A 23421-nucleotide genomic window follows, 5' to 3' on the forward strand; every position below is an offset into this window, starting at 1 on the left:
AAGCGTACGAACATGTCGTGAAAGACGATTCCGTGATGGGCTCCACAGATTCACACAGCGGGTTACCCTCTGCTCACGGACATCGAGAACGGGCGACCGATCCCCGACCCGGCCGGCCCGGCCGCGAGAGCCACGGCGAGGCCGTCGTGGCCGACTCGCCGTTGCGGTCCGCCCGCGTACCGGACAACCGGTACTCTCGGCGGGTGGCCGCGACGATGACCGGGGACCAACCGGGGGCTCCGCAGACCCGCCGGGGTCCGATCGGAGCACTACTCGACCGTTTCGGTCACCTGATCCACGAGTTGAGCAAGTTCGCCACCGTCGGCGGCTTCGCCTTCGTGGTGGACTTCATCCTCTTCAACTACCTGTCCAGCGGCCGGGACATGGCGCCGCTCGCCGCGAAGACCATCTCCACGGTGATCGCCGCGACCGTCGCCTTCCTCGGCAACCGGTTCTGGACGTGGCGGCACCGGCAGCGCTCCAACCCGGCCCGGGAGTACGCGCTGTTCTTCTTCTTCAACGCGGTCGGCCTCGGCATCGCGGTGGCCTGTCTCGCGATCAGCCACTACGGGCTGGGCGCGGTCTGGCCGGTGTTCCAGACCCCGCTGGCCGACAACATCGCCAGCTTCATCGTCGGCACCGGCCTGGGGACGCTCTTCCGGTTCTGGTCGTACCGACGGTTCGTCTTCGTCGAGGCGGGAACACCTTCCGTTCCGGCATCCAGCCAAGACCGAGAGTCCGGGGCGTGACGAGCCGCCCATCCCGACCCGCCGGGCCGAGCCGGCCCAGCCCACTGCTTAAGGTGTTCCGCATGCCTGGAGTCCGTCTGCTGCCCGAGCGCTGGCAGAAGTTCATCCACGAGGCGCTCAAATTCGGCGTCGTCGGCGGCATCAACACCGTCATCAATTACGCGGTGTTCAATGCCCTGGCACTCACGGTTTTCCGCGACGGCCAGTTGAAAGCGACTGTGATCGCGACGATTGTCGCCACGATCACGTCGTATCTTATGAATCGTCACTGGACGTACCGGGATCGGCCGAAATCGGCACTCCGGCGGGAATACGTCCTGTTCTTCCTTTTCAACGGCGCCGGCCTGGTCATCGAACTCGGCGTCCTGGCGCTGGCCAAGTACGGCCTCGGCGTACACGGGCTGCTGGCGCTGAACGTCGCCAAGACCATCGGTGTCCTGCTGGCCACGCTGTTCCGCTTCTGGTCCTACCGCACGTTCGTCTTCCAGCCGGTGCCCAAGCACGCCGAGGAGACCTGGCACTCGGTGCCGCGTGACGAGTGGGACAACGTCGCCGAGATGGACCCGGTCGCCGAGCTGGCCGAGTCGGTGAGCGAGCTGGAGGAGGAGGAGCCTCCCCCGGGCGCCGGCCGACCCGACTACGCGCCACCCCGGGGCCGTCCGGCGCCGGCCGACGCCGGGCTCGGCGGCGCGCTGAGCAGCGATCTGGACGCCGAACTCGCCGCCGAACTCCAGCCCCGCCGCGCGCGACGCTGAACGACGAAAGGCCGGCACCCCTGACACGGGTGCCGGCCTTTTTCGTCGGTCGGGTCAGGGCTGGTCGCGCAGGGCCTTGCCCTCGGTCATGTCGGCGAGGATCTCGCGCATCTCGCCGTCACCAAGGCTGTGCTTGTCGTGGTGCGCCTCGACCAGCTCGTACAGCTTCGTCTGCACCTTGTCCACGCCCGGCACGTCGTGCAGCACCGACTGGCCGCGCTCACCCGCCGACTCGATGGTCAGCGTGCCGCAGCCGAGCAGCCGCTCCACGAAGCGCTGGTTCATGGCGTGGTCGTTGATCCGGGTCAGCGGCAGGTCCCGCCGATTGCGCGACAGCACCCCCTGCTGGAGCAGCACGCGCTCGTTGGTGAACAGGTAGTGCGTGGTGCGCCAGACCAGGAACGGCCACAGGCCCAGCCACAGCACCAGCGCCAGGGCGACCACGGCGATCGCGTAGAGCGCGATGGTGCCGCCGCTGCCGTCGGGTAGCAGGAGCCACCCGGCGACGACCGCCGCGACGGCGAGCACGAGCACCAGGACCGGCCGGATCAGGGCCTTCCAGTGCGGGTGCAGGTGCAACACGACGTGCTCGTCCTCGGTGAGCACGTCTTCGGGGAACGCCACGGGGGAACCTCCTCGGCAGAACAGGACGCGCTGACCGTAACCGGTCGGCGCATCCGGTCGGCATCGGCCGCGCGGGCGGCTGCGCGTGGTTGTGCGGGCGGCGGGCCGTGGTTGTGCGGGCGGGGCGTGGTTGTGCGCGCGGGGCGTGGTTGTTAAGAGGGGGCCCTTTCTCTACCGGAGGCGTTAAGAGGGGGCCCTTCCTTTCACCGCAGGTGCAGCACGTCTCCGGCTGCGAGCCGCAGCGTCTCGGCGGCCGTCTCGACCAGGAGCTGCCCGTCGGTGTCCACGCCGGTGGCGGTGCCGTGCGCCTCGCTGCCGTCGGGCAGCAGCACCCGCACCTGCCGGCCGATGGTGGCGCACCCGGCCAGGTACGCCTCGCGCAGCCCGCTGGCCTCCGCGTCGCCTCCGGCGTCACGCCAGCGCTCGTACCAGTCGGCGAGCGAGCGCAGCAGCGCCCGCAGCAGCGGATCTCGGTCGGTGGCGGTGGCGCCGGCGAGCTGGAGCGACGTGGCTGGTAGCCCGGTCGGGTTCTCCGGCAGCTCGTCGGCGCGCAGCGTCACGTTCAGCCCCACCCCGACGACGATCGCGGGCGGCCTGTCGTTCTCGCCCGGCACCGCCTCGGCCAGCACACCGGCGCACTTCGCGCCGTCGACCAGCAGGTCGTTGGGCCACTTCAGCCGCGCGTCCAGCTCGGCCAGCAGGCGTACCGCCTCGACCAGCGCTACACCCGTGAGCAGCGGCAGCCAGCCGTACCCGGTGACCGGCACCGGCGCCCAACCCCGCCCGGGGACCGCCTCGCCGGGCCGCAGCAGCACGCTCGTGGCGAGACCGGCGCGCGGCGGCGACTGCCAGACACGCCCTCGCCGGCCCCGGCCGGAGGTCTGCCGCTCGGCCACCACCACCAGGCCCTCCGGCTCGCCGGAGCGCGCCGCGGCCACCGCGTCCGCGTTCGTCGAGCCGGTCTCGGCCAGCAGCTCCAACCGGCGCCAGGGCCCGTTCGGCGCGACCAGCGCGCGCCGCAGCCGGGCCGCGGAGAGCGGCGGTCGGTCCAGATCCGTGTACGGCGAGCCGGGCATCACGCCAGCCTACGGCCCGGATGAGGCGTACTGCACAGCCTCAGACACCTGAACCATCGTTATATTCCACGGGTGACTACCGAGACCGGGTTCAACATCCACACGACCGCCGGCAAGCTGGCGGACCTGGAGCGACGGCTCGACGAGGCGGTGCACGCCGGGTCGGCACGCGCGGTCGAGAAGCAGCACGCGCGGGGCAAGAAGACCGCCCGCGAGCGGATCGAGATGCTGCTCGACGAGGGATCGTTCGTCGAGCTGGACGAGTTCGCCCGGCACCGCTCGACCAACTTCGGGCTGGAGAAGACCCGCCCGTACGGGGACGGCGTGGTGACCGGCTACGGCACCGTGGACGGCCGGCAGGTCTGCGTCTTCTCGCAGGACTTCACCGTCTTCGGCGGCTCCCTCGGCGAGGTCTTCGGCGAGAAGATCGTCAAGCTGATGGACCTCGCCATGAAGATCGGCTGCCCGGTCGTCGGCATCAACGACTCCGGCGGCGCGCGGATCCAGGAGGGCGTCACGTCCCTCGGCCTCTACGGCGAGATCTTCTTCCGCAATGTGCGGGCCAGCGGCGTCATCCCGCAGATCTCGCTGATCATGGGCCCGTGCGCGGGCGGCGCGGTCTACTCCCCGGCGGTCACCGACTTCACAGTCATGGTCGACCAGACGTCGCACATGTTCATCACCGGCCCCGACGTGATCAAGACGGTCACCGGCGAGGACGTCGGCATGGAGGAGCTGGGCGGCGCCCGGACCCACAACACCCGCAGCGGCAACGCGCACTACCTCGGCGCCGACGAGGAGGACGCGATCGAGTACGTCAAGGCGCTGCTGTCGTACCTGCCGTCGAACAACCTGGACGAGCCGCCGGTCTTCGACGCCCCGGCGATCCTCGACGTCACCGACGAGGATCGGGAGCTGGACACGCTGATCCCGGACTCGGCCAACCAGCCGTACGACATGCACCGGGTCATCGAGCACGTGCTCGACGACGGCGAGTTCCTCGAGGTGCAGCCGCTGTACGCGCAGAACATGGTGGTCGGTTTCGGTCGCGTCGAGGGCCGCCCGGTGGGCGTGGTGGCGAACCAGCCGATGCAGTTCGCCGGCACGCTCGACATCGCGGCGTCGGAGAAGGCGGCCCGGTTCGTGCGTACCTGCGACGCGTTCAACGTCCCGGTGCTCACCTTCGTGGACGTGCCCGGCTTCCTGCCCGGCACCGGCCAGGAGTGGGACGGCATCATCCGGCGCGGCGCGAAGCTCATCTACGCGTACGCCGAGGCCACCGTCCCGAAGGTCACAGTCATCACCCGCAAGGCGTACGGCGGCGCGTACGACGTGATGGGCTCGAAGCACCTGGGCGCGGACCTGAACTTCGCCTGGCCGACCGCGCAGATCGCGGTGATGGGCGCGCAGGGCGCGGTGAACATCCTCTACCGCTCGGACCTGGCGAACGCCGAGGACCCGGCCGCCGTCCGGGCCGAGAAGATCGCCGAGTACGAGGACACGCTCGCCAACCCGTACATCGCCGCCGAGCGAGGCTACGTGGACGGCGTGATCCCGCCGCACGAGACGCGCGTGCAGATCGTGCGGGCGCTGCGGGTGCTGCGGACCAAGCGCGAGACGCTGCCGCCGAAGAAGCACGGCAACATTCCGCTGTAGTCGATCCGGTGCCCCCGCCGGGAGAGCGGCGGGGGCACCGGCGTCAGCAACCCGGGTTCGCGGCGACGCACATCCGCTCGGCGGCGACCCGGGCCAGCTGCCGTACCTCGTCCTCGGTCACCTCGGCGCCCGGCACGTCGGTCCGCAGCCGGCCGGACGGGATCAGCACCGTCACCAGGTCACCCACCCGGACGACCAGCCGGTCGTCGAGCGACATCGGGTGGTATCCGGGCGGCCGGCCCGTCGTCTCGTCCGCCGGCACTGCGACCTCGTGCCGCAGCAGCAGCGCCTGGTCGCCGGCGAAGCCGCTCGCCGCGACGTACCAGCGGTGCACGACGTCGGCACTGGCCATCCCCTGCTCGGTGTAGACCTGGCCCGCCGTCCGCCACGCGCCGCAGACCGCGACGGCGCCTTCCAGCTCGTCGACGAACCGTCCCGCCGCTCCGGACCGCATCCGGTAGACGTCCTGGGTGAGGACCGATCCGACGGTGGTCGCGGGCTCGGTCGGCGGTTCCATCAGGGTCTGCGACCGCGAGTAGCGCGAGCGCGGCTCCTGCGCCGGCAGCCCCTGCTTCGCGGCGCAGACCTGGAGCAGGTCGTCGACCCGGACCGGCTCGTCCACGCCGGTCTCGCTGAGCCGCTCGCCGATCCGGACCGGGATGTCGGCCGGTTCCAGCATCGCCTCGGCCACGATCTCCGCCTGCCCGTCGAAGCCTCCGGCAGCAGGTGACGTGGGCGGCGCGCCGACCCGGTTCACGACCGTCGCGGCGAGCGCCGCGACGACCACCACGGAGGCAGCGGCGAGCGCGGCGGAGCGCCGGCTGCGCCGCCGGGCGGCGGCCCGGATCTTCTCCGGCTCCGGCCAGGTGACGCTCCGCAGGTCCCGGTGCAGCAACTCCACGAGCGCGACGTCGTCAGGCATCTGCCGCCTCCTCTTCCAGGTCCACCACGGCGAGCAACTCGGCGAGGGCGGTCCGCCCCCGGGACAGCCGGGCCTTGACGGTGCCGACCGGGGCCTCGGTCTCCCGGGCCACCTCGGCGACCGGCATGCCGAGCAGGTAGTGCATCGCGATCGCGGTGCGCTGAGCCTCGGGCAGCCGGCGCAGCGCGGCGACCACCTCCAGCGTCTCGGTGCTGGGCGCCGGCACGTCCGCCACCGCGCCGTGCCGCAGGTAGGCGCGCGCCCGGCTGCGCAGGCTGCGCCAGCGGCTCACCGCGATCCGGCTCGCCACCACCCGCACCCAGGACTCCGGGTCGTCGTATCCGCGCACTGTGGACCACCGCTGCCAGGCCCGGATGTACGCCTCCTGCACGGCGTCCTGCGCCTCGGCCAGGTCACCGGTGAGCACGTAGACGAAGCCGAGCAGCCGCTGTCGGCTGCCCCGGTAGAACTCGTCGAATCCGTCGCTGTCGGGCACCTGTCACCTCCCCGTGTTCGTGAGGAGACACGCCTGGCGGCGCGGCGCGGGTTGCCCGCTCAGCCGACCAATTTCTCCAGCTCGCCGAGCGGGAAGCCACCGGCCGGGATCCGGTCGCGGACCGCCCGGCGTACCGCCGTCTGCACCGCCGCGTTGGCCGGGGTCGGCACGCCGTGCAGGCGTCCGAGCAGCACGATCTCGCCGTTGAGGTGGTCGGTCTCGACCGAGCCCGCAGCCCGGGCCAGGCTCTGCCAGGTGGAGCCGCCGGAGCGCTCCTCGCCGCCGACGGGCCGGTGCGACACCCGGTCGCCGCGTTCGGCGGTCTCCTCCTCGACTGTGGTGTGCGTGATGCCGGCGGCGGCGAGCGCCGCCTCTCCCTCGGCGCGTACCCGCTTCGACAGCGACTCGGGCACGTCGCGGCCGAGCAGCGCCTGGAGGCCGTTGCCGAGGTTGGCGAGCAGCTTGCCGTACTTCCAGCGCATCACGTCGTCGCGGACCGGCGCGACGAACCCGGCGGCGGTCAGGTCGACGGCGACCGCCCGGCTGGTGTCGTCGGCGCCGCTCGGGTAGCGGCCGATGTGCAGCATGCCCGGGTGCGGATGCCCGTTGGCGACCACCAGGCCCGGCTCCAGGTGGGTGGCGGGCAGCCAGACGCAGACCGGATGTACGCGGGCGAATCGGCGCAGCGCGGCCGGCTCGTTCGCCACGCCGTTCTGGGCGAGCACGACCGGCAGCCGTTCACCGGCCGTCCCGCCGCCCTCGACCGGGGCGTCCGCCCACGCCGTCAGCGCCGCCACGGTGTCCTGCGACTTCACGGTGAGCACCAGCACGGTGTCGGCCGGCAGCGGCGGGCCGTCCGGCCCGGCCACCGCCGGCAGCCGGCTGGTGACCTCCCGCTCCGGCGTCCGCAGCGTCAGACCTCGCTCCCGCAGAGCGTCCAGATGCGCGCCGCGCGCCACGAGCGTCACGTCGTGGCCGGCGTCGGCCAGGAGTACGCCGATGGTGCCGCCGACCGCGCCCGCTCCGATGATCACGTATCGCACCCGTCCGATTCTGCCCCGCCGTGGCGGTGGCCGCCCCCGGACGGGAGCCGACGCGCGGGCCGCGGTCAGCCGATCAGGCCGGCGTCGGTGAGGATCGGACCGGCGAGCAGCAGCGCACCGACCACCAGCGCGCCGACGCTGACCAGCAGGAACACGCCCACCCAGAACAGCGCCGGGAACGGCGTGAGCCGGGCGAGCTGGTCCGCGTCGGACTGCGGCATCCGGCCCCGGGCGCGTTGCCGGTGCAGCTCGAACACCGGCCGTACGCCGCCGAGCAGCAGGAACCAGACCGACGTCCAGGCGAACGCGGCCTGCACCTCGGGCGAGGTGTACCAGGAGACGGCCAGCACCACCCCACCGGTGACCAGCAGCGAGAGCACGCCGAACAGGTTGCGGATCATCACCAGCATGGCCAGCAGCAGCGCCACCGCCAGCCACAGCAGCAGCGTGATCCGGTTCCCGGCCAGCAGCCACGCGCCGCCGAGACCGAGCAGCGACGGCGCTACGTACCCGGCGAGCAGCGTGAGGATCATCCCCGGCCCGGTGGGGCGGCCGGCGGAGAGCGTCAGCCCGGAGGTGTCCGAGTGCAGCCGGATGCCGTGCAGCCGCCGGCCGGTGAGCAGCGCGACGAGCGCGTGGCCGCCCTCGTGCGCGATGGTGACCGCGTTACGGGCGATCCGCCACGGCAGCCGGGTGGCGACCACGGCGAGCGCGACCACGGCGGTGAGCACCACCAGCAGCGGCGGCGGGTCCGGCTGGGCGCTCATCAGCGTGTCCCAGAGCGTGGTGAGGCCGTCGATCAGGGGCATGGGCGGGGAGCCTACCGGCCCGAGCCGCGTCGCTCGACCGGGCGAGTCTCATAGAGTGTGAGACCGATCGGACGAGGCGCCGGAGCGGAGGTGAGGTCGGTGCGCGCAGCTCCCTGGGAGCCGCGGAGGTCACAGGTCGAGCCGTGGACCGAGGCCGGCTACCTCGCGTTGGGCGAGACGCTGAGTGTCACCGAGCCGTTCCGCTGGGCCATGGACCCGATCACGCTCCGCTGATCCGCAATCGACGCGCCACCTGGGTGAACGATGGCCGTCGATGAAAATTTCCTTGCTCCCTATTGCGATCTAGGGCACTTAGCTCCAAAGATGGGCGTCAATAGACGGACGTCCCTCTGGAGGCAACCATGGCCCGTACCAGACTCTCCGTACGCCGGCTCCTCGCTGCCGGCCTGGCCGCCGCCGCCACCGCGGCCGTGGCCCTCGTGGCGACCGCCGGACCGGCCGCCGCCGCGACCACGCCCGGAATCGACGTCTCCCGCTATCAGGGCAGCATCAACTGGACCAGCGTGCGCAACGCGGGCATCCAGTTCGCCTTCATCAAGGCCACCGAGGGCACGAGCTACAAGGACCCGAACTTCAACGCGAACTACGTCAACGCCTACAACGCCGGGGTGATCCGCGGGGCGTACCACTTCGCCCGGCCGAACATCTCCGCCGGCTCCACCCAGGCCAACTACCTGGCCAGCAACGGCGGCGCCTGGTCGGCCGACAGCCGTACGCTGCCCGCCGCGCTGGACCTGGAGGGCAACCCGTACAGCGGCGGCTACTGCTACGGCCTGAGCACCACCGGCATGCGCAACTGGGTCCAGGACTTCCTCAACACCTACCGCTCCCGCACCGGCCGGTACGCGGTCATCTACACCACGACGAGCTGGTGGAACCAGTGCACCGGCAGCTGGAGCGGCCCGTGGGGCAACCACCCGCTGTGGATCGCCCGCTGGGCCAGCGCGCCCGGCACCCTGCCGGCCGGCGCTCCGTTCTACAGCTTCTGGCAGTACACGAGCACCGGCTCCGTCTCCGGGATCAGCGGCAACGTCGACCGCAACTACTGGAACGGTGACCGCAGCCGGCTGATCGCCCTGGCCAACAACACCTGATCCACCGGCTTACGACAGTGGGACCGCCTCGCAAGGAGGCGGTCCCACTGTCGCGTCGTACGTGGCTCAGGCTCTGCGGCGCGCGGAGGCCGGCACGGGCACCGGTGTCCGGCGCATCCAGCGCCACGCCGCCACACCCGCGATCGTGAGGGTCAGCACGCCGAGGACCGCGACCGGCACGGACAGGCCGGCGGTGATCAGGAGCAGCACGACGTCGCCGAGCGCAACGAGCATCCACAGTGCCAGCCGCGGGCCGGTGTCCCTGCGTCGGTAACCCATGTCGCACCTCTTCCGTCGTCGCAGGGATTCATACCCTCGACGACGCAAAGCCATGCGAGCGAGTTCGTGACCGGCGGGATTCCGATCAGTTCTGACGGTCCGGCACGAAACCCTTGGTGATGGCCTCCCAATTCGCCAGGTTGGCGTCCCAGTCCTTCGCCGGGACCTCCCAGCGCAGCGCGAAGCCCCTGTTGCTGGCGGTCGCCACACCACGGTTGCGGACGTGGAAGCGGGTGTCGCCGTTGCGCGTCTCCAGCCAGTCCCAGTCGGCGCAGGTGCGGAAGTAGGGGTCGCACTTGGTGATGCCGACCAGCTTGTAGCCCCGCACACGCGATGCGCGGTACGGCTCCTGGCCCTTCCAGTCGGCGTACGCGTCACGCTTCGGGTTCGGCGTCCACTGGACGAACAGCACCCGCCGGCTGCCGCCGACCTCGTAGAGCACGACGTTGTCACTGCCGACCCGGGCCTGAAAGTTCTCCGGGATCGGCACCTTGAAGCCGTTCGGGCCGGTGTAGAGACGCCAGCCGGCCGGCAACGCGGCCCCGGACACCGACGGGCTGGCCGACGGCGTAGGGCTGGCCGACGCGCTTGCCGCCGGAGCACTCGGCGACGAACTCTCGCTCGGCGCGGCCGGCGGCGCAGCAGACGCCGAGGTGCCGGCCGTCGGCTCACCGCCGTCGCCCTCGTCCCCGTTGTTCAGCAGCGGCACGGCCACCACCAGGCCGACCAGCAGCAGCAGGACCAGCGCGCCGATCAGCAGGTTGCGCCGGTTGGGCGCGGACTTCTCGACCGGCAGCACCGTGGCCCGGCCGGCCGACGGCGCCTCCTGCGCCGGAGCCGGGCTGACCGGTGCGGAGCCGGTCACGGCCGGGCTGACCGGCGCCGGGGTGTCGGTGACCGGCTCGCCGTCGAGCCGCGTCTCGTCCAGCGCCGGGTCGACACCGTCGACCCGGGCCTCGTCGTCCACCCGGGTCTCGTCGGTCGACGGCGCCGGGTCGAGCTTGGTGGTCGGATCGGCGACCGGTGGCGTCACCTTCGCGGTGGGACCGGCGTCCGTAGTGGGCGCCGGCACCTTCGCCGTCGGGTCAACGGTCGCGGCCGTACCCCCGGTGGCGGCCCCGGAGACCGAGGTCGCCGCGCGTTCGGCCTGCTCGGCCGGGCGCGGCGCCGGCACCAGCGGCGGGCGCGGCACACGCGGGCCGTTCGGCCCCGGCCGGCGTACGCCGTCCAGCAGCGAGATGCCCTTGGCCCGGCGACCGGCGGCCTTGCGCAGCATGCGCTCAGCGACCTCGGCGGTGATCCGCTCGTCCGGGTCCTTGCGCAGCAGGCCCTGGAGCACCGGCTTGAGCGGCCCGGCGTTGCGCGGCGGCGGCATCGGCTCGGTGGCGAGCGCCGCGAGCGTGGCGATCGCCGACGGGCGCGCGTACGGCGACTTGCCCTCGACGGCCGCGTAGAGCGTGGCGCCGAGCGACCAGAGGTCCGCCTCCGGGCCGGCCGTGCCGTCGCGGGCGCGCTCCGGCGAGATGTACGCGGGCGAGCCGAGCACCATGCCGGTGCGCGTCACGTTCGGGTCGCCGGGGATCGTGGCCAGGCCGAAGTCGGTGAGCACCACGCGGCCGTCCTCGCCGAGCAGCACGTTGCCCGGCTTGACGTCGCGGTGCATGATGCCGGCCTTGTGCGCGGCCTTCAACGCGTTCAGCACGCCGAGGCCGACCTCGACCGCCTTGGCCGCCGAGACCGGACCGTCCTCGGCGATGGTGTCCTGCAACGACTTCGACGCCACGTACTCCATGACGATCCACGGATCGCCGTCGGTGCGCAGCACGTCGAAGATGCGGACCACGTTGACGTTGTTGAGGCGGGCGATCGCCCGCGCCTCGCGCAGCGAGCGCTCGCGCATCTCGCGGCGCTCGTCCGGGGTGAGACCGGGCGGCGGGACCAGTTCCTTGATGGCCACGTCCCGGTGCAGCACCTCGTCCCGCGCCTTCCAGACGCGGCCCATGCCGCCTTGACCGAGCGGCGTGAGAAGCCGGTACCGGTCGGCGACGAGTTGGGGGAGCGCGTTCGACATCGCAGAAACCGTACCCGGACGCCCGGACGCTCACACCGTCGGCACGCCACTGTACGGCGAAGGTCGAATTCGCGACGCGTACTCTTGGGTCATGTCTGCCGAGGAGCCGCTGTTCCGGATCGTTCGTGGCGTGCCCACCGCCGAGGAGCTGGCCGCTCTGGTCGGCGCGATCATGGTGCGCACCCGCCCGACCCAGGCCGCCGCGCCGGCCCCCGTGTCGCAGTGGGCGCGCAGCGCACGTCCCGCCCTCGCCCGCCCGGTGGCCGGCGTCGGCGCGTGGCGGGCCTCCGGCCTGCCCCGCTGACGTCTGCTTCCACCCCCGGCGCCGGGCGGGGCTGCCGGGATCCACGTTGAGCCACTAACCTCACTCAGGGAAACCGTGTGGTGACGGGCAGGAGGCTCCGATGATCCCGGAGGACAACCAGCCAGCCGGCTGGCTGCGCGGCTACGGCGGCATCGAGGCCGACATCCGGCAGATGCGGGAGTTCGCCGATCGACTCCAGGACGAGGTGACGCGCAACTACTCGCCGCATCTGTCCTACATCGCCGACGACATGAAGGCCCCGGTACCCAACCCGGCCGACGCCTTCATCGAGCTGGTCCATTTCCTCCAGGCCCACCACGACACGCAGACCGCAGCGGTCAGCGCCGTGTGGGACCTGGCGCCCGCCACCGGCCGGCTCGCCGACGCCGCCGGCCGGATCGCCACCCACTACGGCGACGCCGACGCGTTCTCCTCCGCCCGGGTCACCGACGTCGAACGGGCGCTCGCCGGGCCGTCGAGCACCGTCGCCCGCCCGCTGCCGCCACTCGCCGACCCCACCGCCCCCGAACAGAGCCGGGTGATCCTGCCGTGATCGAACGGGGCAGCGGACGCACCTCCGGGCTGACCGACTGGCGGCTGATGGACGTCCTCAGCATGTGGGCGTGCGTGCAGGACCAGGACACCACCGGCCAGTGGAAGCAGGTCGCCGGGTGGCGCAAGGTCTGCGACCTCGCGCTGACCCACCTGAGCCGGCTGCGGGAATACCGGCGCGGCCTCGCCGAGGCATGGCCGCCCGAGACCAACGCCGCCGCGCAGGCGTACATCGCCGAACTCGACCAGCTCATCGACCGCGTGCAGCGCACCCACGACGCCGCCGCCGCGAACTACGACGCGCTCGCCGCCGCCACCCGCGCCATCGGCAGCGCGCGGGCCGAGTTGCAACCGCTGCACGAGGAGTACGAGAAGAAGCTGCGGCAGAAGCGGGCGTACGAGGCGACGATCGCCGACCCGAAGGCGGTGGCTGGTAGTCGGTTGCCGGAACGGCCCCCGGTCACGGACGACGACCTGGAGCAGTTGAACGTACGGGCGCGGGGGTTGATGACGGGGTTGAGCGGCGAACTCCAGCACGCCCAGGTCATGCTTCAGCGTCCGCCGGCCGCTCCTCGGCCTGGCATCGAGACGAATAACCCAGACGTTTATGGGGCGAGCGGGGCAGCACCTGTTATTCCACCAATCGTTCCGGTTGCTGTCACAAGCCCAAGTCCAAGGACGAAGCCAGCGCCGCTCGGCGGCATTTCCGGCCGGAGGCCACAAACTCCCCCCACCGTGGGCATCGGACCGATCCTTGGCAGCGCCGGCTCCGCTCTGAATCCTTCTCCAAGCACCACCGCACCACACGCTCCATCGACTTCCCCATCGTTGCCAAACTCGGTTCCCCTTCCGCCGGCCACTCCTGGCGCTCTAGGCGCTAACCCGTCTCTGCGAGATACTCGACCAAACCCTCTCACGGGCAGACCAGTTTCAGGAGAGGTGCCGAAGAACGCCTTCCCCCGCACGCAGCCGAACGGATTGATCGGCCAACCATTCGGCCCGGGTCTCGTGCAGCCACCCTCGCCGAATGCCACGCCCCGCAGGGTGAATCCCGTGGGCGGCGTCATCGGAGGTGGCGGCGCGGGCACCGCACCCGCCGGCAATGCTGGATCACGCCCCGGAATTGGGAAAAACCCAGTGATGGGTCCAACGGGCGGAACACCTCTCGGCGGCTACCCCTCCATGAGCAGCCGATCCGGTCGCCAGAACGAGACGAATGGAGCATCTCGCCCCTGGGATTCAGACCACCCCTGGGAGACCGACAAAGGGGTCAGTCCAGTCGTGCTGCCTCCGCCCGCCGAAGGTCCGATCGATCCAGGACCAGCCATCGGCCGAGATCGTTGACCGACTCAGCATGCGTGCAGCCCTCTCGATCTTGGCCGTCGTCAGCCTCTTCTCAACCCAGGCAGTGCAATCAGCCGCGCCAGCGGAGACTTCGCAGGTTCGAAAGGATCAGTGGCATCTGACCTTCCTCAAGGTCAACGAAGCTCATAAGGTCTCTCGCGGAGCGGGGGTCCTAGTGGCCGTCCCCGACACTGGCGTTGACACTCATCCGGACCTCTCCCGAAATTTACTTGAAGGCAAGAATATTCTGACGGGCACCGGAGACGGCTTGCGGGACGCAAACAGCCACGGGACTGCCATGGCGGGACTCATCGCCGCCCATGGCGCTGATGGGGAAATCGGCGCACTAGGGATAGCGCCGGAGGCCAAAATTCTCCCAATAATCTCGTCCACTTCAGACAACTACGGCGAGGCCGACAAACTCGCAGAGGCGATAGATTACGCAGTCACGCAGCACGCTGGAGTAATAAGCATCTCCAGCGCAGGCGTCACAAGCGAGAAACTAACTCGTTCAGTGAAGAACGCAGTGGCCGCTGACATAGTCGTTGTCGCAGGCGTCGGCAACCTCCCTGAAGCCGCCACGATTGGCTATCCAGCCGCAGAGGAAGGTGTCATCGCAGTAAGCGGGATCGACCAGGCCGGGAACCATGCCCCGATTTCGGTCACAGGGCCCAAGATCGAGATTGCTGCCCCAGCCGTTGATATCTACAGCACCAGCTATGGCGGCAAGTACTCGAAGGGCACCGGGACATCCAGTGCCACCGCGATCGTTGCCGGCGCGGCTGCTCTCATCCGCTCCAAGTACCCCAACCTCCCCGCGCAGGAAGTCGCCCACCGCCTGACCGCCACCGCCGTCGACAAGGGACCGCCAGGCCGCGACGACCAGTACGGCTACGGCGTCATCGACCTGGTAGCGGCGCTCACCGCCGACGTCCCCCCGCTCGGCTTCGAGTCCTCGAACGTCACGCCACCGGCGTCGGCGGAGGCAGCCCCGGAAAAGGGCGACGACAGCAGCGCGACCGTACGCGGGCTCGCCACCCTGGGTGTACTGGTGGCGGCGGGCGGCGGGTACCTGTTCTGGCGGCGGCGCCGACGTGCCGACGACCCGCCGCCGAGGGTCAGCCGGTAGCGTCGGCAAGGTGTCGACCTCCGTACCGGTGCGCCTTGTGCTCGCCTCGCAGTCTCCCGCCCGCCGCAAGTTGCTCCAGGCCGCCGGGATCGAGCCCGACGTGCTGGTCAGCGGCGTGGACGAGTCGCAGGTGGTCAGCGAGCGTGCCGAGGATCTGTGCCTGGAGCTGGCCCGGCTGAAGGCGCAGGCCGTACGCGATCGGCTGCGGCCGTCGCCGGACGAACGCACTCTCGTGCTCGGCTGTGACTCGGTGCTGGCCTTCGACGGCGAGATCCTGGGCAAGCCGGACGACGCGGCGGACGCCACCCGGCGCTGGCAGCGGATGCGCGGGCGCAGCGGCGTCCTGCACACCGGGCACAGTCTGATCGACGTGACGCACGAGTCGCAGGCGGAGGCGGCCGCGTCGACCACTGTGCATTTCGCCGACATCAGTGACGAGGAGATCGCCGCGTACGTGGCGACGGGCGAGCCGCTGGCGGTGGCCGGCGCGTTCACCATCGACGGGCTGGGCGGCGCGTTCCTGACCGGGATCGAGGGTGACCCGGGCACGGTGGTGGGATTGTCCCTGCCGCTGCTGCGCCGGCTGCTCGGCGAGGTGGAGCTGAGCATCGTCGACCTGTGGACGAAGGTCGCGCCGGGGGGCCAGGAGATCGAGCATCTCGGCTAACGTCCGGACATGACCACAAAGCCGCTGCCGCTCACGCCGGAACTGCACGACTATCTGGTGGCCCACGGGTCCGCGCCGGACGAGATCGTCCGGGAGCTGGCCGAGGAGACCCGGGCGGTCCTGCCCGCCGAGGCGGGCATGCAGGTCGCGCCGGAACAGGCCGCGTTCCTGACGTTCCTGACCCGGCTGCTCGGCGTACGGCAGGCGGTGGAGGTGGGCACGTTCACCGGCCTCTCCTCACTGGCGATCGCCCGCGGGCTTGCCGAGGGTGGGCGGCTGACCTGCTTCGACATCTCCGAGGAGTACACGGGTGTGGCCCGGCGCTACTGGGAGCGCGCCGGTGTGCAGGACCGGATCGAGCTGCGCATCGGCCCGGCCGCGGAGACGCTGCGCGAGCTGCCCCGCGAGCGTTACCTGGACTTCGCGTTCATCGACGCCGACAAGGTCGGCTACCCGATCTACTGGGACGAACTGGTGCCCCGCATGCGCCCCGGCGCGGTGATCGCTGTCGACAACACGCTGCGCGACGGCCGGGTGCTTGCCCCGCGCAACGCCGACGACCGGGCGATCGCCGCGTTCAACGACGCGGTGATCGCGGATGTCCGCGTCGAGGCGGTAATGCTGCCGATCGCCGACGGCGTCACGCTCGCCCGGGTGCTCTGAGCCGGCCGAAGACAACCTCGCCGAGGTGGCGGTATCCCTGAGCGCCGGATGCCGCCACCTCGCCGAAGTGGAGTCGATCAAGTGGAGTCGATCAAGCCGCGCGGACCGCGCCGGTGCCCCCTGCTCAGCGGACGCTGCGGGCGAACTGGCGGGCGGCCCAGAACACCCCGGCGGCGGCGAGCACCGTGATGATGCCGAGGCCCTGCCAGACCCGGTCGTTGCCGAGGTCGCCGTTGAACAAGGCGCGGGTGCCTTCGACCGCCCAGGAGAACGGGTTCCACTTGGCCACGCCCTGGAGCCAGCCGGGCGCGAAGGTGAGCGGCAGCAGGATGCCGGAGAGCAGCAGCACCGGCTGCGCGACGGTGTTCATCAGCGGGGCGAGCGCGTCCTCGCTCTTGACCTTGAGCGCGATGCCGTAGGAGACGGCCGAGGTCATAAGCGCGATGAGGGCGAGCATCAGGTACGCCAGGAGCAGGTTGCCGATGAAGACGCGCAGGTCGAACGCGAGCGCCAGCAGCGTGATGATGACTGCCTGCACGATGAGCGAGACCACGTCGCGCAGTGACCGGCCGAGCAGCAGCGCGAGCCGGCTGACCGGGGTGACCCGGGAACGCTCGATCACGCCGGCGCGCAGCTCGGCGATCAGGCCGAAGCCCTGGAACAGGCCGCCGAAGATGGCGAGCAGCACCAGCAGGCCGGGCACGAAGATCTTGTACGCGGCGGCCTGCGTCGGGGCGTTCAGCGCGGGCTTGAGCAGCGGGGCGAACAGGAGCAGGTACATCACCGGCTGGAAGACGCCGACGAAGATCCACACCGGGTTGCGCAGGAGCAGCAGCGTCTGGCGCTGGAAGATCAGCCAGGTGTCGCGGGCGAGTTTCATGACAGCTTCTCCGGGGGTCAGGACTCGCGCAGCGAGCGGCCGGTCTTGGTGAGGAAGACGTCGTCGAGGCTGGGGCGGTGCAGCTCGATCGAGCGCAGGTCCAGCCCGGCGTGGTCGAGGCGGCGCAGCACCTGCGGGATGGCGGTGGCGCCCTCGTCGACGTAGAGACGCAGGCCGCCCTCGTCGACGGTCTCCAGCTTGCTCACGTACGCCTCGGTGTCGAGCAGCTCGGCGGCACGCGGGGTGCTCGGGGCGTCCAGGCCGACGATCACCACCTCGCCGGAGATCTCCCGCTTCAGCTCGGCCGGCGTGCCCTCGGCGACCACCTCGCCGTGGTCCATGATCGCGATGCGGTCGCAGAGCGCGTCCGCCTCGTCCAGGTAGTGCGTGGTGATGAAGACGGTCATCCCCTCAGTGCGCAGCCGGCGGATCTCGTCCCACATGTGCGCGCGGCTCTGCGGGTCGAGACCGGTGGTCGGCTCGTCCAGGAAGACGATCTTCGGCTCGTGGATGATGCCGAGCGCGATCTCGACCCGCCGGCGCTGGCCGCCGGAGTAGGTCTTGCACTTGCGGTCGGCGTACTCGGTGAGCTGGAAGGCGTCGAGCGCGCGGTTGGCCCGCCGGTTCGCCTCGGCCTTGCCGATGCCGTAGAGGCGCGCCTGGAGCACCAGTTCCTCGCGGGCGGTCGACTCGTCCCAGGTGCTGCCGCCCTGGGCCACGTACCCGATCCGGCGGCGCACCTCGGCCGGGTCCTTGCGCAGGTCGGCGCCGGCCACCGTGGCCTGGCCGCCGTCCGGCTCGATGAGGGTGGCGAGCATCCGCAGCGTGGTGGTCTTGCCGGCGCCGTTGGGCCCGAGGAAGCCGAAGATCTCCCCCTCGGCGACGTCGAGGTTGACGCCGCGGACCGCGTCCACGGTCTTCGTCTCGCGACCCTCGCGGGAGCGGTACGACTTCCGCAACCCCCTGGTCTCGATCATTTCTGCTCCTGGTCGTCCGGGCGGACCTGACCGGCCGCCGATCGTCCGCGAGGACGCACGAATCCCCCGCGATTCCTGCCGAGGCTAACGCGATATAGCTCTTCTAGTCAACGTTGATTATGTCGTGTCACAGCGATCCGTCGGTCCAGCCCGACCAGCCCTCTGCCCGCTCCATCCCATCGGGCAGGTACGACACCCCCGACTCGATCCGCTCCGCGATCCGCTCGCACCAAGCCGACTCCGCCTCGGCGCGGGCCAGCCACAGCTCGAACATCCACCCGACGTGCACCGGCTTGCGGGTGCGCACCCAGTCCGAGTCGAGCGAGGCGCGCGTCGACTCGACCCCGGCGCGCAGCAGGTTGGCCCGGTTGCGCAGCGCCGCCGCCGCCTCCTCACGCGGCATCGCCGGCAGGAAGGAGAAAGCCGCCACGAAGGGGTCCGGCGGCTCGTGGAGCTGCCACCACTGCGCCCGCAGCAACGTCTCGAACTCGTCCTCCCCCTTCGCCGTCACCTCGTACGTGGTGCGCGCCGGACGGGCGCCCACCTGCTCGACCGAGACCGTCCGGAGCAGGCCCTCGTCGGTGAGTTTGCGCAGCGCGTGGTAGATCGAACCGGGCTGCACGTTGGCCCACTTGTCCGCACTCCAGCTCAGCAGCTCACGGCGCACGTCGTAGCCGTGCACCGGCTGCATCCACCGGACCAGGCCCAGAATCATCATCCTCGTTGCCGACACCGGACAAGCGTAATAGCCAAGTTTGACTACAGTGCCGCATCCCACACTGAGCGATCGTTAGGCTCCGCAGGTCGGCCGCTAAACTCCCGGCAACGACCTCCCGGGAGGAGCCACAAGGTGCGCAAGGTTCTCATCGCCAACCGCGGCGAGATCGCCGTCCGCGTCATCCGCGCGTGTCGCGACGCGGGCCTGGCGAGCGTCGCCGTCTACGCGGACTCCGACCGGGACGCCCTGCACGCCACGCTCGCCGACGAGGCGTACGCCCTCGGTGGCGACACCGCCGCGGACAGCTACCTGCGCATCGACAAGCTGATCGACGTGGCGGCCCGGTCCGGCGCGGACGCGGTGCACCCCGGCTACGGCTTCCTCTCCGAGAACGCCGACTTCGCCCAGGCCGTCATCGACGCCGGGCTCACCTGGATCGGCCCCACCCCGCAGGCGATCCGCGACCTCGGTGACAAGGTGACCGCCCGCCACATCGCGCAGCGGGCCGGCGCGCCGCTGGTGCCCGGCACCCCGGACCCGGTGGGCAACGCGGACGAGGTGATGGCGTTCGCCGTCGACCACGGCCTGCCGGTCGCCATCAAGGCCGCCTTCGGCGGTGGCGGGCGCGGCCTCAAGGTCGCCCGCACCATGGAGGAGATCCCGCACCTGTTCGAGTCGGCCACCCGCGAGGCGGTCGCCGCGTTCGGCCGGGGCGAGTGCTTCGTCGAGCGCTACCTCGACAAGCCCCGCCACGTCGAGGCGCAGGTGCTGGCCGACCAGCACGGCAACGTGATCGTGGTGGGCACCCGGGACTGCTCGTTGCAGCGCCGGCACCAGAAGCTGGTCGAGGAGGCGCCCGCGCCGTTCCTCACCGACGCCCAGCGCGCCCAGATCCACGACAGCGCCAAGGCCATCTGCCGCGAGGCCGGCTACCACGGCGCCGGCACCGTGGAATACCTGGTCGGCGCGGACGGCACGATCTCGTTCCTGGAAGTGAACACCCGGCTCCAGGTCGAGCACCCGGTCACCGAGGAGACCGCCGGCATCGACCTGGTCCGCGAGCAGTTCCGCATCGCGGACGGCGAGAAGCTGCGCTTTACCGAGGACCCGACGCCGCGCGGGCACGCCATCGAGTTCCGGATCAACGGCGAGGACCCGGGCCGCAACTTCCTGCCCGCGCCGGGCACCGTCACCGCGCTGCGCCTGCCCTCCGGGCCGGGCGTGCGGGTGGACACCGGAATCTCGGCCGGCGACGTGATCGGCGGCAACTTCGACTCCCTGCTCGCCAAGGTGATCATCGTCGGCGAGACGCGCGCCGAGGCGCTGGAGCGGGCCCGCCGGGCGCTCGACGAGATGGTGGTCGAGGGCATGGCCACCGCGCTGCCCTTCCACCGCCTGGTGATCCGCGACGAGGCGTTCGCCGCCGAGCCGTTCACCGTGCACACCCGGTGGATCGAGACGGAGTGGGACAACACCGTCCCGGCCTTCACCGCCACCCCGGGCGCCGCCGACGAGCCGGCCGAGCGCGAGACCGTGGTGGTCGAAGTGGGCGGCAAGCGGCTGGAGGTCGTCCTCCCCGCCGGGCTCGGCGCGGGTACGGCGGCAGCCGCGCCCGCCGCGAAGAAGCCGGCCCGCCGGGGCGGCGGAGGCAAGGCGGGCGCCGCGGTCAGCGGCGACGCCCTCACCTCGCCGATGCAGGGCACGATCGTGAAGATCGCGGTCGCGGACGGCGACGAGGTGGCCGAGGGCGACCTGGTCGTGGTGCTGGAGGCGATGAAGATGGAGCAGCCGCTGCACGCGCACAAGGCCGGCACGGTGAGCGGGCTCGCCGCCGAGGTCGGCGCGGTGATCACGTCCGGCGCCGCGATCTGCACCATCGCCTGAGGTGTAAGGAAGGGCCCCTTCTTAACGCGTGCGGTAGAGAAAGGGCCCCTTCTTGACAGCGCCGGGCCGGGTGGTCTGAGCCACCACCGGGGGCGGGCACAGCCCGGGGCGGGAATGATGGCCAGGTGCGGTTCCTTCACGGCGCGGTCCCCGCGCACGACCTGACCTACAACGACGTCTTCATGGCGCCCAACCGGTCCGAGGTGGGCTCCCGGCTCGACGTCGACCTGGCCACCACCGACGGGACCGGCACCACCATCCCGCTGGTGGCGGCGAACATGACAGCCGTCGCGGGCCGGCGGATGGCCGAGACGGTGGCGCGGCGCGGCGCGGTGGCGGTGATCCCGCAGGACATCCCGATCGAGGTCGTCGCCGACGTGGTCGGCTGGGTCAAGCAGCGCCACCTGGTGCACGACACAGCGATCACCCTGGGCCCGACCGAGACCGTCGGCGACGCCATCCACCTGCTGCCGAAACGGTCGCACGGCGCGGTGGTGGTGGTCGACGCGGACAGTCGGCCGATGGGCGTGGTCACCGAGGCGGACACCGTCGGGGTGGACCGCTTCGCCCAGCTCCGGCACGTGATGTCGACCGAGCTGCACACCGTCCCGGCGGACGCGGACCCGCGTACCGGATTCGACCGGCTGTCGGCGGGCCGGCGGCGGATCGCGCCGGTGGTGGACGCGCAGGGCCGCCTGGTCGGGGTGCTGACCCGGCAGGGCGCGTTGCGCGCCACGCTGTACAAGCCGGCCACCGACGACCGGGGGCGGCTGCGCGTCGCCGCCGCCGTGGGCATCAACGGCGACGTCACGGGCAAGGCCGCCGCGCTGCTGGAGGCCGGGGTGGACACGCTCGTCGTGGACACCGCGCACGGGCACCAGGAGCGGATGCTCCATGCGCTGCGGGCGGTCCGCCGGCTGGATCCGCCGGTGCCGGTGGCGGCCGGGAACGTGGTCACCGCCGATGGCGTACGCGACCTGGTCGACGCGGGCGCGGACATCGTCAAGGTGGGCGTCGGGCCGGGCGCGATGTGCACCACCAGGATGATGACCGGCGTGGGCCGTCCACAGTTCTCCGCGGTGCTCGACTGCGCGGCGGCGGCCCGCTCGCTGGGCCGGCACGTGTGGGCCGACGGCGGCGTACGCCACCCGCGGGACGTGGCGCTGGCGCTCGCCGCGGGCGCGTCGAACGTGATGATCGGCTCCTGGTTCGCCGGCACCTACGAGTCCCCCGGCGACCTGTACACCGACGCCGACGGGCGGCGCTACAAGGAGAGCTTCGGCATGGCGTCCTCGCGTGCGGTGAGCGCCCGTACGGCCGAGGACAGCGCGTTCGACAGGGCCCGGAAGGCGATCTTCGAGGAGGGCATCTCCTCGGCCCGGATGTACCTGGACCCGAACCGGCCCGGCGTCGAGGACCTGATCGACGAGATCATCTCCGGGGTACGCAGCGCGTTCACGTACGCGGGCGCGCGCAGCTTGGAGGAGTTCCACGAGCGGGCGCTCGTCGGCGTGCAGAGCGCCGCCGGCTACACCGAGGGGATGCCGCTGCCGACGAGCTGGTGAGCCCGTTCCGGCGGCCCGGCCCAACCTGGCATCGCGGCTGAGACCGGCTCAGGCGAAGAGCCGCCTGATCACCTCGCGGGCGGCGGCCTCCGGGTCGTCGCCCACCCGGGGCGGCAGCGCGCCGGCGAGCCAGAGCGTGGCGAAGCCGTGCACGATCGACCAGGCGGCCAGCGCGTCGGCGTCCGGCTCCCGCCCGGTGCGCCGGGCCACCCCGTCGCGCAGCAGTTCGCCCGACCGCGTCCGGGCGGCGATCAGCTCCGGGTCGTCGGCCCGGTACAGCTCGGGCCGGAACATGACGTCGAAGTGCGCCCGGTGCCGTATCGCGAACCCGACGTAGGCCACGCCGGTGTCGAGCAGGTCGTCGCCGGCCTGCCGGAGCGCGTCGGCGAGCAGGTCGAAGCCCTGGGCGGCGAGCGCGGTGAGCAGCCCGGCCTTGTCGCCGAAGTGGTGTGCGGGCGCGGCGTGCGAGACGCCCGCCCGGCGGGCCAGGTCCCGCAGGCTCAGTGCGGCCGGTCCGGCCTCGGCGATCGCCTCCGCCGCGGTGGTCAGCAGGACGCGGCGCAGGTCGCCGTGGTGGTAGGAGGCCATGCCGTCACCCTAACTTGTCATTGACAAGATGCCACCCGCGCGGGCAATCTTGTCGCTGACAAGATTCCCCGCCGGAGGGACGACCATGGCACCCCTGATCGCACTTCTCGCCGGCGCCGCTTCGGCCCGGATCGCCGGCCTGCTCGGCGTGGACGCTCTGGACGGCTGGCATCCCGCGCTGCGGGTCGGGCTGGCGCTGATGTTCGCGCTGACCGGCGTGGCCCATTTCGCGTCCCGGCGCAGGGACCTGATCGCGATGGTCCCGCCGTCGCTGCCCCGGCCCGACCTGCTGGTGACCGTCACCGGCGTGCTGGAACTCGGCGGCGCGCTCGCGCTGCTGGTCCCGGCCACGGCGCGCTGGGCGGCGGCCGGGCTGGCGCTGCTGATGCTGGCCATGTTCCCGGCGAACGTGTCGGCCGCGCGCCGCCGCCTCACGCTCGCCGGCCGCCCGGTGACCCCGCTGGGCGTCCGCACGGCGCTCCAGGTCCTCTTCGTGGCCGCCGCGCTGGCGGTCGCGTTCGGCGCATGAGCCGCGTGCCGGGCCCGGCGGCGGCC

At 71.5% G+C, this 23421-nt stretch carries 26 protein-coding genes; 14 read left to right on the top strand and 12 right to left on the bottom strand.

Annotated features, from left to right (window positions below):
• Nucleotides 1-215 precede the first annotated feature (215 nt).
• Nucleotides 216-749: a GtrA family protein gene (locus ACSDG8_RS13075; protein ID WP_210899948.1), complete on the top strand. Its 534-nt coding sequence runs from the start codon at nucleotides 216-218 to the stop codon at nucleotides 747-749.
• A 62-nt stretch (nucleotides 750-811) separates the two neighbouring features.
• Entirely contained in the window at nucleotides 812-1504 is a 693-nt protein-coding gene (locus ACSDG8_RS13080; protein WP_210899864.1) for a GtrA family protein, read from the top strand.
• A 54-nt stretch (nucleotides 1505-1558) separates the two neighbouring features.
• Here ACSDG8_RS13080 and ACSDG8_RS13085 read toward each other — a convergent pair whose 3' ends face one another.
• Both ACSDG8_RS13085 and ACSDG8_RS13090 read right to left on the bottom strand, forming a co-directional pair.
• Nucleotides 1559-2128 carry a PH domain-containing protein gene (locus ACSDG8_RS13085; protein ID WP_210899861.1) on the bottom strand — a complete coding sequence of 190 codons (570 nt, stop codon included), beginning with the start codon at nucleotides 2126-2128 and terminating at the stop codon, nucleotides 1559-1561.
• 203 nt (nucleotides 2129-2331) lie between these two features.
• Complete coding sequence (locus ACSDG8_RS13090) at nucleotides 2332-3204, bottom strand: biotin--[acetyl-CoA-carboxylase] ligase (protein WP_210899857.1); 873 nt, start codon at nucleotides 3202-3204, stop codon at nucleotides 2332-2334.
• Nucleotides 3205-3276: 72 nt separating this feature from the next.
• On the opposite strand from ACSDG8_RS13090, the gene ACSDG8_RS13095 reads away from it, so the two are divergent.
• Nucleotides 3277-4860: an acyl-CoA carboxylase subunit beta gene (locus tag ACSDG8_RS13095; protein WP_210899854.1), complete on the top strand. Its 1584-nt coding sequence runs from the start codon at nucleotides 3277-3279 to the stop codon at nucleotides 4858-4860.
• 43 nt (nucleotides 4861-4903) lie between these two features.
• Here the strand turns inward: ACSDG8_RS13095 and ACSDG8_RS13100 are convergent, their stop codons facing one another.
• From ACSDG8_RS13100 to ACSDG8_RS13115, 4 genes are all read right to left on the bottom strand, one after another.
• Nucleotides 4904-5782, bottom strand: a complete 879-nt coding sequence (locus tag ACSDG8_RS13100) for a hypothetical protein (protein ID WP_210899851.1) — start codon at nucleotides 5780-5782, stop codon at nucleotides 4904-4906.
• A complete protein-coding gene (locus ACSDG8_RS13105; RefSeq protein ID WP_210899848.1) occupies nucleotides 5775-6278 on the bottom strand; it encodes a SigE family RNA polymerase sigma factor in 504 nt (167 codons plus the stop codon). Before ACSDG8_RS13105 ends, ACSDG8_RS13100 begins: the two co-directional genes overlap by 8 nt.
• Before the next feature lie 59 nt (nucleotides 6279-6337).
• Nucleotides 6338-7321: a ketopantoate reductase family protein gene (locus ACSDG8_RS13110; RefSeq protein ID WP_439427913.1), complete on the bottom strand. Its 984-nt coding sequence runs from the start codon at nucleotides 7319-7321 to the stop codon at nucleotides 6338-6340.
• Between the two features lie 65 nt (nucleotides 7322-7386).
• A complete protein-coding gene (locus tag ACSDG8_RS13115; protein ID WP_174534080.1) occupies nucleotides 7387-8130 on the bottom strand; it encodes a M50 family metallopeptidase in 744 nt (247 codons plus the stop codon).
• Nucleotides 8131-8229: 99 nt separating this feature from the next.
• On the opposite strand from ACSDG8_RS13115, the gene ACSDG8_RS13120 reads away from it, so the two are divergent.
• Both ACSDG8_RS13120 and ACSDG8_RS13125 read left to right on the top strand, forming a co-directional pair.
• Nucleotides 8230-8364, top strand: a complete 135-nt coding sequence (locus ACSDG8_RS13120) for a hypothetical protein (protein ID WP_439427914.1) — start codon at nucleotides 8230-8232, stop codon at nucleotides 8362-8364.
• Nucleotides 8365-8492: 128 nt separating this feature from the next.
• A complete protein-coding gene (locus ACSDG8_RS13125) occupies nucleotides 8493-9245 on the top strand; it encodes a GH25 family lysozyme (protein ID WP_439427915.1) in 753 nt (250 codons plus the stop codon).
• 66 nt (nucleotides 9246-9311) lie between these two features.
• On the opposite strand, the gene ACSDG8_RS13130 is transcribed toward ACSDG8_RS13125, so the two are convergent.
• Nucleotides 9312-9524 (bottom strand): hypothetical protein, encoded by a 213-nt coding sequence (locus ACSDG8_RS13130; RefSeq protein ID WP_439427916.1) that lies wholly within the window; start codon nucleotides 9522-9524, stop codon nucleotides 9312-9314.
• Nucleotides 9525-9609: 85 nt separating this feature from the next.
• A complete protein-coding gene (locus ACSDG8_RS13135; RefSeq protein WP_439427917.1) occupies nucleotides 9610-11595 on the bottom strand; it encodes a protein kinase domain-containing protein in 1986 nt (661 codons plus the stop codon).
• A gap of 91 nt (nucleotides 11596-11686) precedes the next feature.
• Here ACSDG8_RS13135 and ACSDG8_RS13140 point away from each other — a divergent pair, with 91 nt between their 5' ends.
• From ACSDG8_RS13140 to ACSDG8_RS13165, 6 genes are all read left to right on the top strand, one after another.
• The gene (locus ACSDG8_RS13140) at nucleotides 11687-11899 is read left to right on the top strand and encodes an acyl-CoA carboxylase subunit epsilon (protein ID WP_073825084.1); all 213 of its coding nucleotides are present in this window, start codon (nucleotides 11687-11689) and stop codon (nucleotides 11897-11899) included.
• A gap of 100 nt (nucleotides 11900-11999) precedes the next feature.
• The gene (locus ACSDG8_RS13145; RefSeq protein WP_073825088.1) at nucleotides 12000-12452 is read left to right on the top strand and encodes a hypothetical protein; all 453 of its coding nucleotides are present in this window, start codon (nucleotides 12000-12002) and stop codon (nucleotides 12450-12452) included.
• Nucleotides 12449-13795: a hypothetical protein gene (locus ACSDG8_RS13150; RefSeq protein WP_210942742.1), complete on the top strand. Its 1347-nt coding sequence runs from the start codon at nucleotides 12449-12451 to the stop codon at nucleotides 13793-13795. The genes ACSDG8_RS13145 and ACSDG8_RS13150 overlap by 4 nt, the downstream gene beginning before the upstream one ends.
• Before the next feature lie 10 nt (nucleotides 13796-13805).
• Nucleotides 13806-14924 carry a S8 family serine peptidase gene (locus ACSDG8_RS13155; protein ID WP_210942741.1) on the top strand — a complete coding sequence of 373 codons (1119 nt, stop codon included), beginning with the start codon at nucleotides 13806-13808 and terminating at the stop codon, nucleotides 14922-14924.
• A 10-nt stretch (nucleotides 14925-14934) separates the two neighbouring features.
• A complete protein-coding gene (locus tag ACSDG8_RS13160; RefSeq protein ID WP_210900633.1) occupies nucleotides 14935-15591 on the top strand; it encodes a Maf family protein in 657 nt (218 codons plus the stop codon).
• A gap of 9 nt (nucleotides 15592-15600) precedes the next feature.
• Nucleotides 15601-16254: an O-methyltransferase gene (locus tag ACSDG8_RS13165; RefSeq protein WP_210900630.1), complete on the top strand. Its 654-nt coding sequence runs from the start codon at nucleotides 15601-15603 to the stop codon at nucleotides 16252-16254.
• 124 nt (nucleotides 16255-16378) lie between these two features.
• On the opposite strand, the gene ACSDG8_RS13170 is transcribed toward ACSDG8_RS13165, so the two are convergent.
• The 3 genes from ACSDG8_RS13170 to ACSDG8_RS13180 form a co-directional block, all read right to left on the bottom strand.
• Nucleotides 16379-17134 (bottom strand): ABC transporter permease, encoded by a 756-nt coding sequence (locus ACSDG8_RS13170; RefSeq protein WP_184682062.1) that lies wholly within the window; start codon nucleotides 17132-17134, stop codon nucleotides 16379-16381.
• Nucleotides 17135-17151: 17 nt separating this feature from the next.
• Complete coding sequence (locus ACSDG8_RS13175; protein ID WP_210942740.1) at nucleotides 17152-18111, bottom strand: ATP-binding cassette domain-containing protein; 960 nt, start codon at nucleotides 18109-18111, stop codon at nucleotides 17152-17154.
• A 127-nt stretch (nucleotides 18112-18238) separates the two neighbouring features.
• Entirely contained in the window at nucleotides 18239-18829 is a 591-nt protein-coding gene (locus ACSDG8_RS13180; protein WP_210900658.1) for a PadR family transcriptional regulator, read from the bottom strand.
• Nucleotides 18830-18961: 132 nt separating this feature from the next.
• Between ACSDG8_RS13180 and ACSDG8_RS13185 the strand changes: the two genes are divergently transcribed.
• Both ACSDG8_RS13185 and ACSDG8_RS13190 read left to right on the top strand, forming a co-directional pair.
• Nucleotides 18962-20713, top strand: a complete 1752-nt coding sequence (locus ACSDG8_RS13185; RefSeq protein WP_210900655.1) for an acetyl/propionyl/methylcrotonyl-CoA carboxylase subunit alpha — start codon at nucleotides 18962-18964, stop codon at nucleotides 20711-20713.
• 125 nt (nucleotides 20714-20838) lie between these two features.
• Nucleotides 20839-22278, top strand: a complete 1440-nt coding sequence (locus ACSDG8_RS13190; protein WP_439427918.1) for a GuaB1 family IMP dehydrogenase-related protein — start codon at nucleotides 20839-20841, stop codon at nucleotides 22276-22278.
• 48 nt (nucleotides 22279-22326) lie between these two features.
• Here the strand turns inward: ACSDG8_RS13190 and ACSDG8_RS13195 are convergent, their stop codons facing one another.
• The gene (locus ACSDG8_RS13195; protein ID WP_210897747.1) at nucleotides 22327-22866 is read right to left on the bottom strand and encodes a TetR/AcrR family transcriptional regulator; all 540 of its coding nucleotides are present in this window, start codon (nucleotides 22864-22866) and stop codon (nucleotides 22327-22329) included.
• A gap of 85 nt (nucleotides 22867-22951) precedes the next feature.
• Between ACSDG8_RS13195 and ACSDG8_RS13200 the strand changes: the two genes are divergently transcribed.
• Entirely contained in the window at nucleotides 22952-23395 is a 444-nt protein-coding gene (locus ACSDG8_RS13200) for a DoxX family protein (protein ID WP_210897749.1), read from the top strand.
• Nucleotides 23396-23421 lie beyond the last annotated feature (26 nt).

The organism is Micromonospora sp. LA-10 (assembly GCF_051853095.1).
GTDB classification, from domain to species: domain Bacteria; phylum Actinomycetota; class Actinomycetes; order Mycobacteriales; family Micromonosporaceae; genus Micromonospora; species Micromonospora echinospora_A.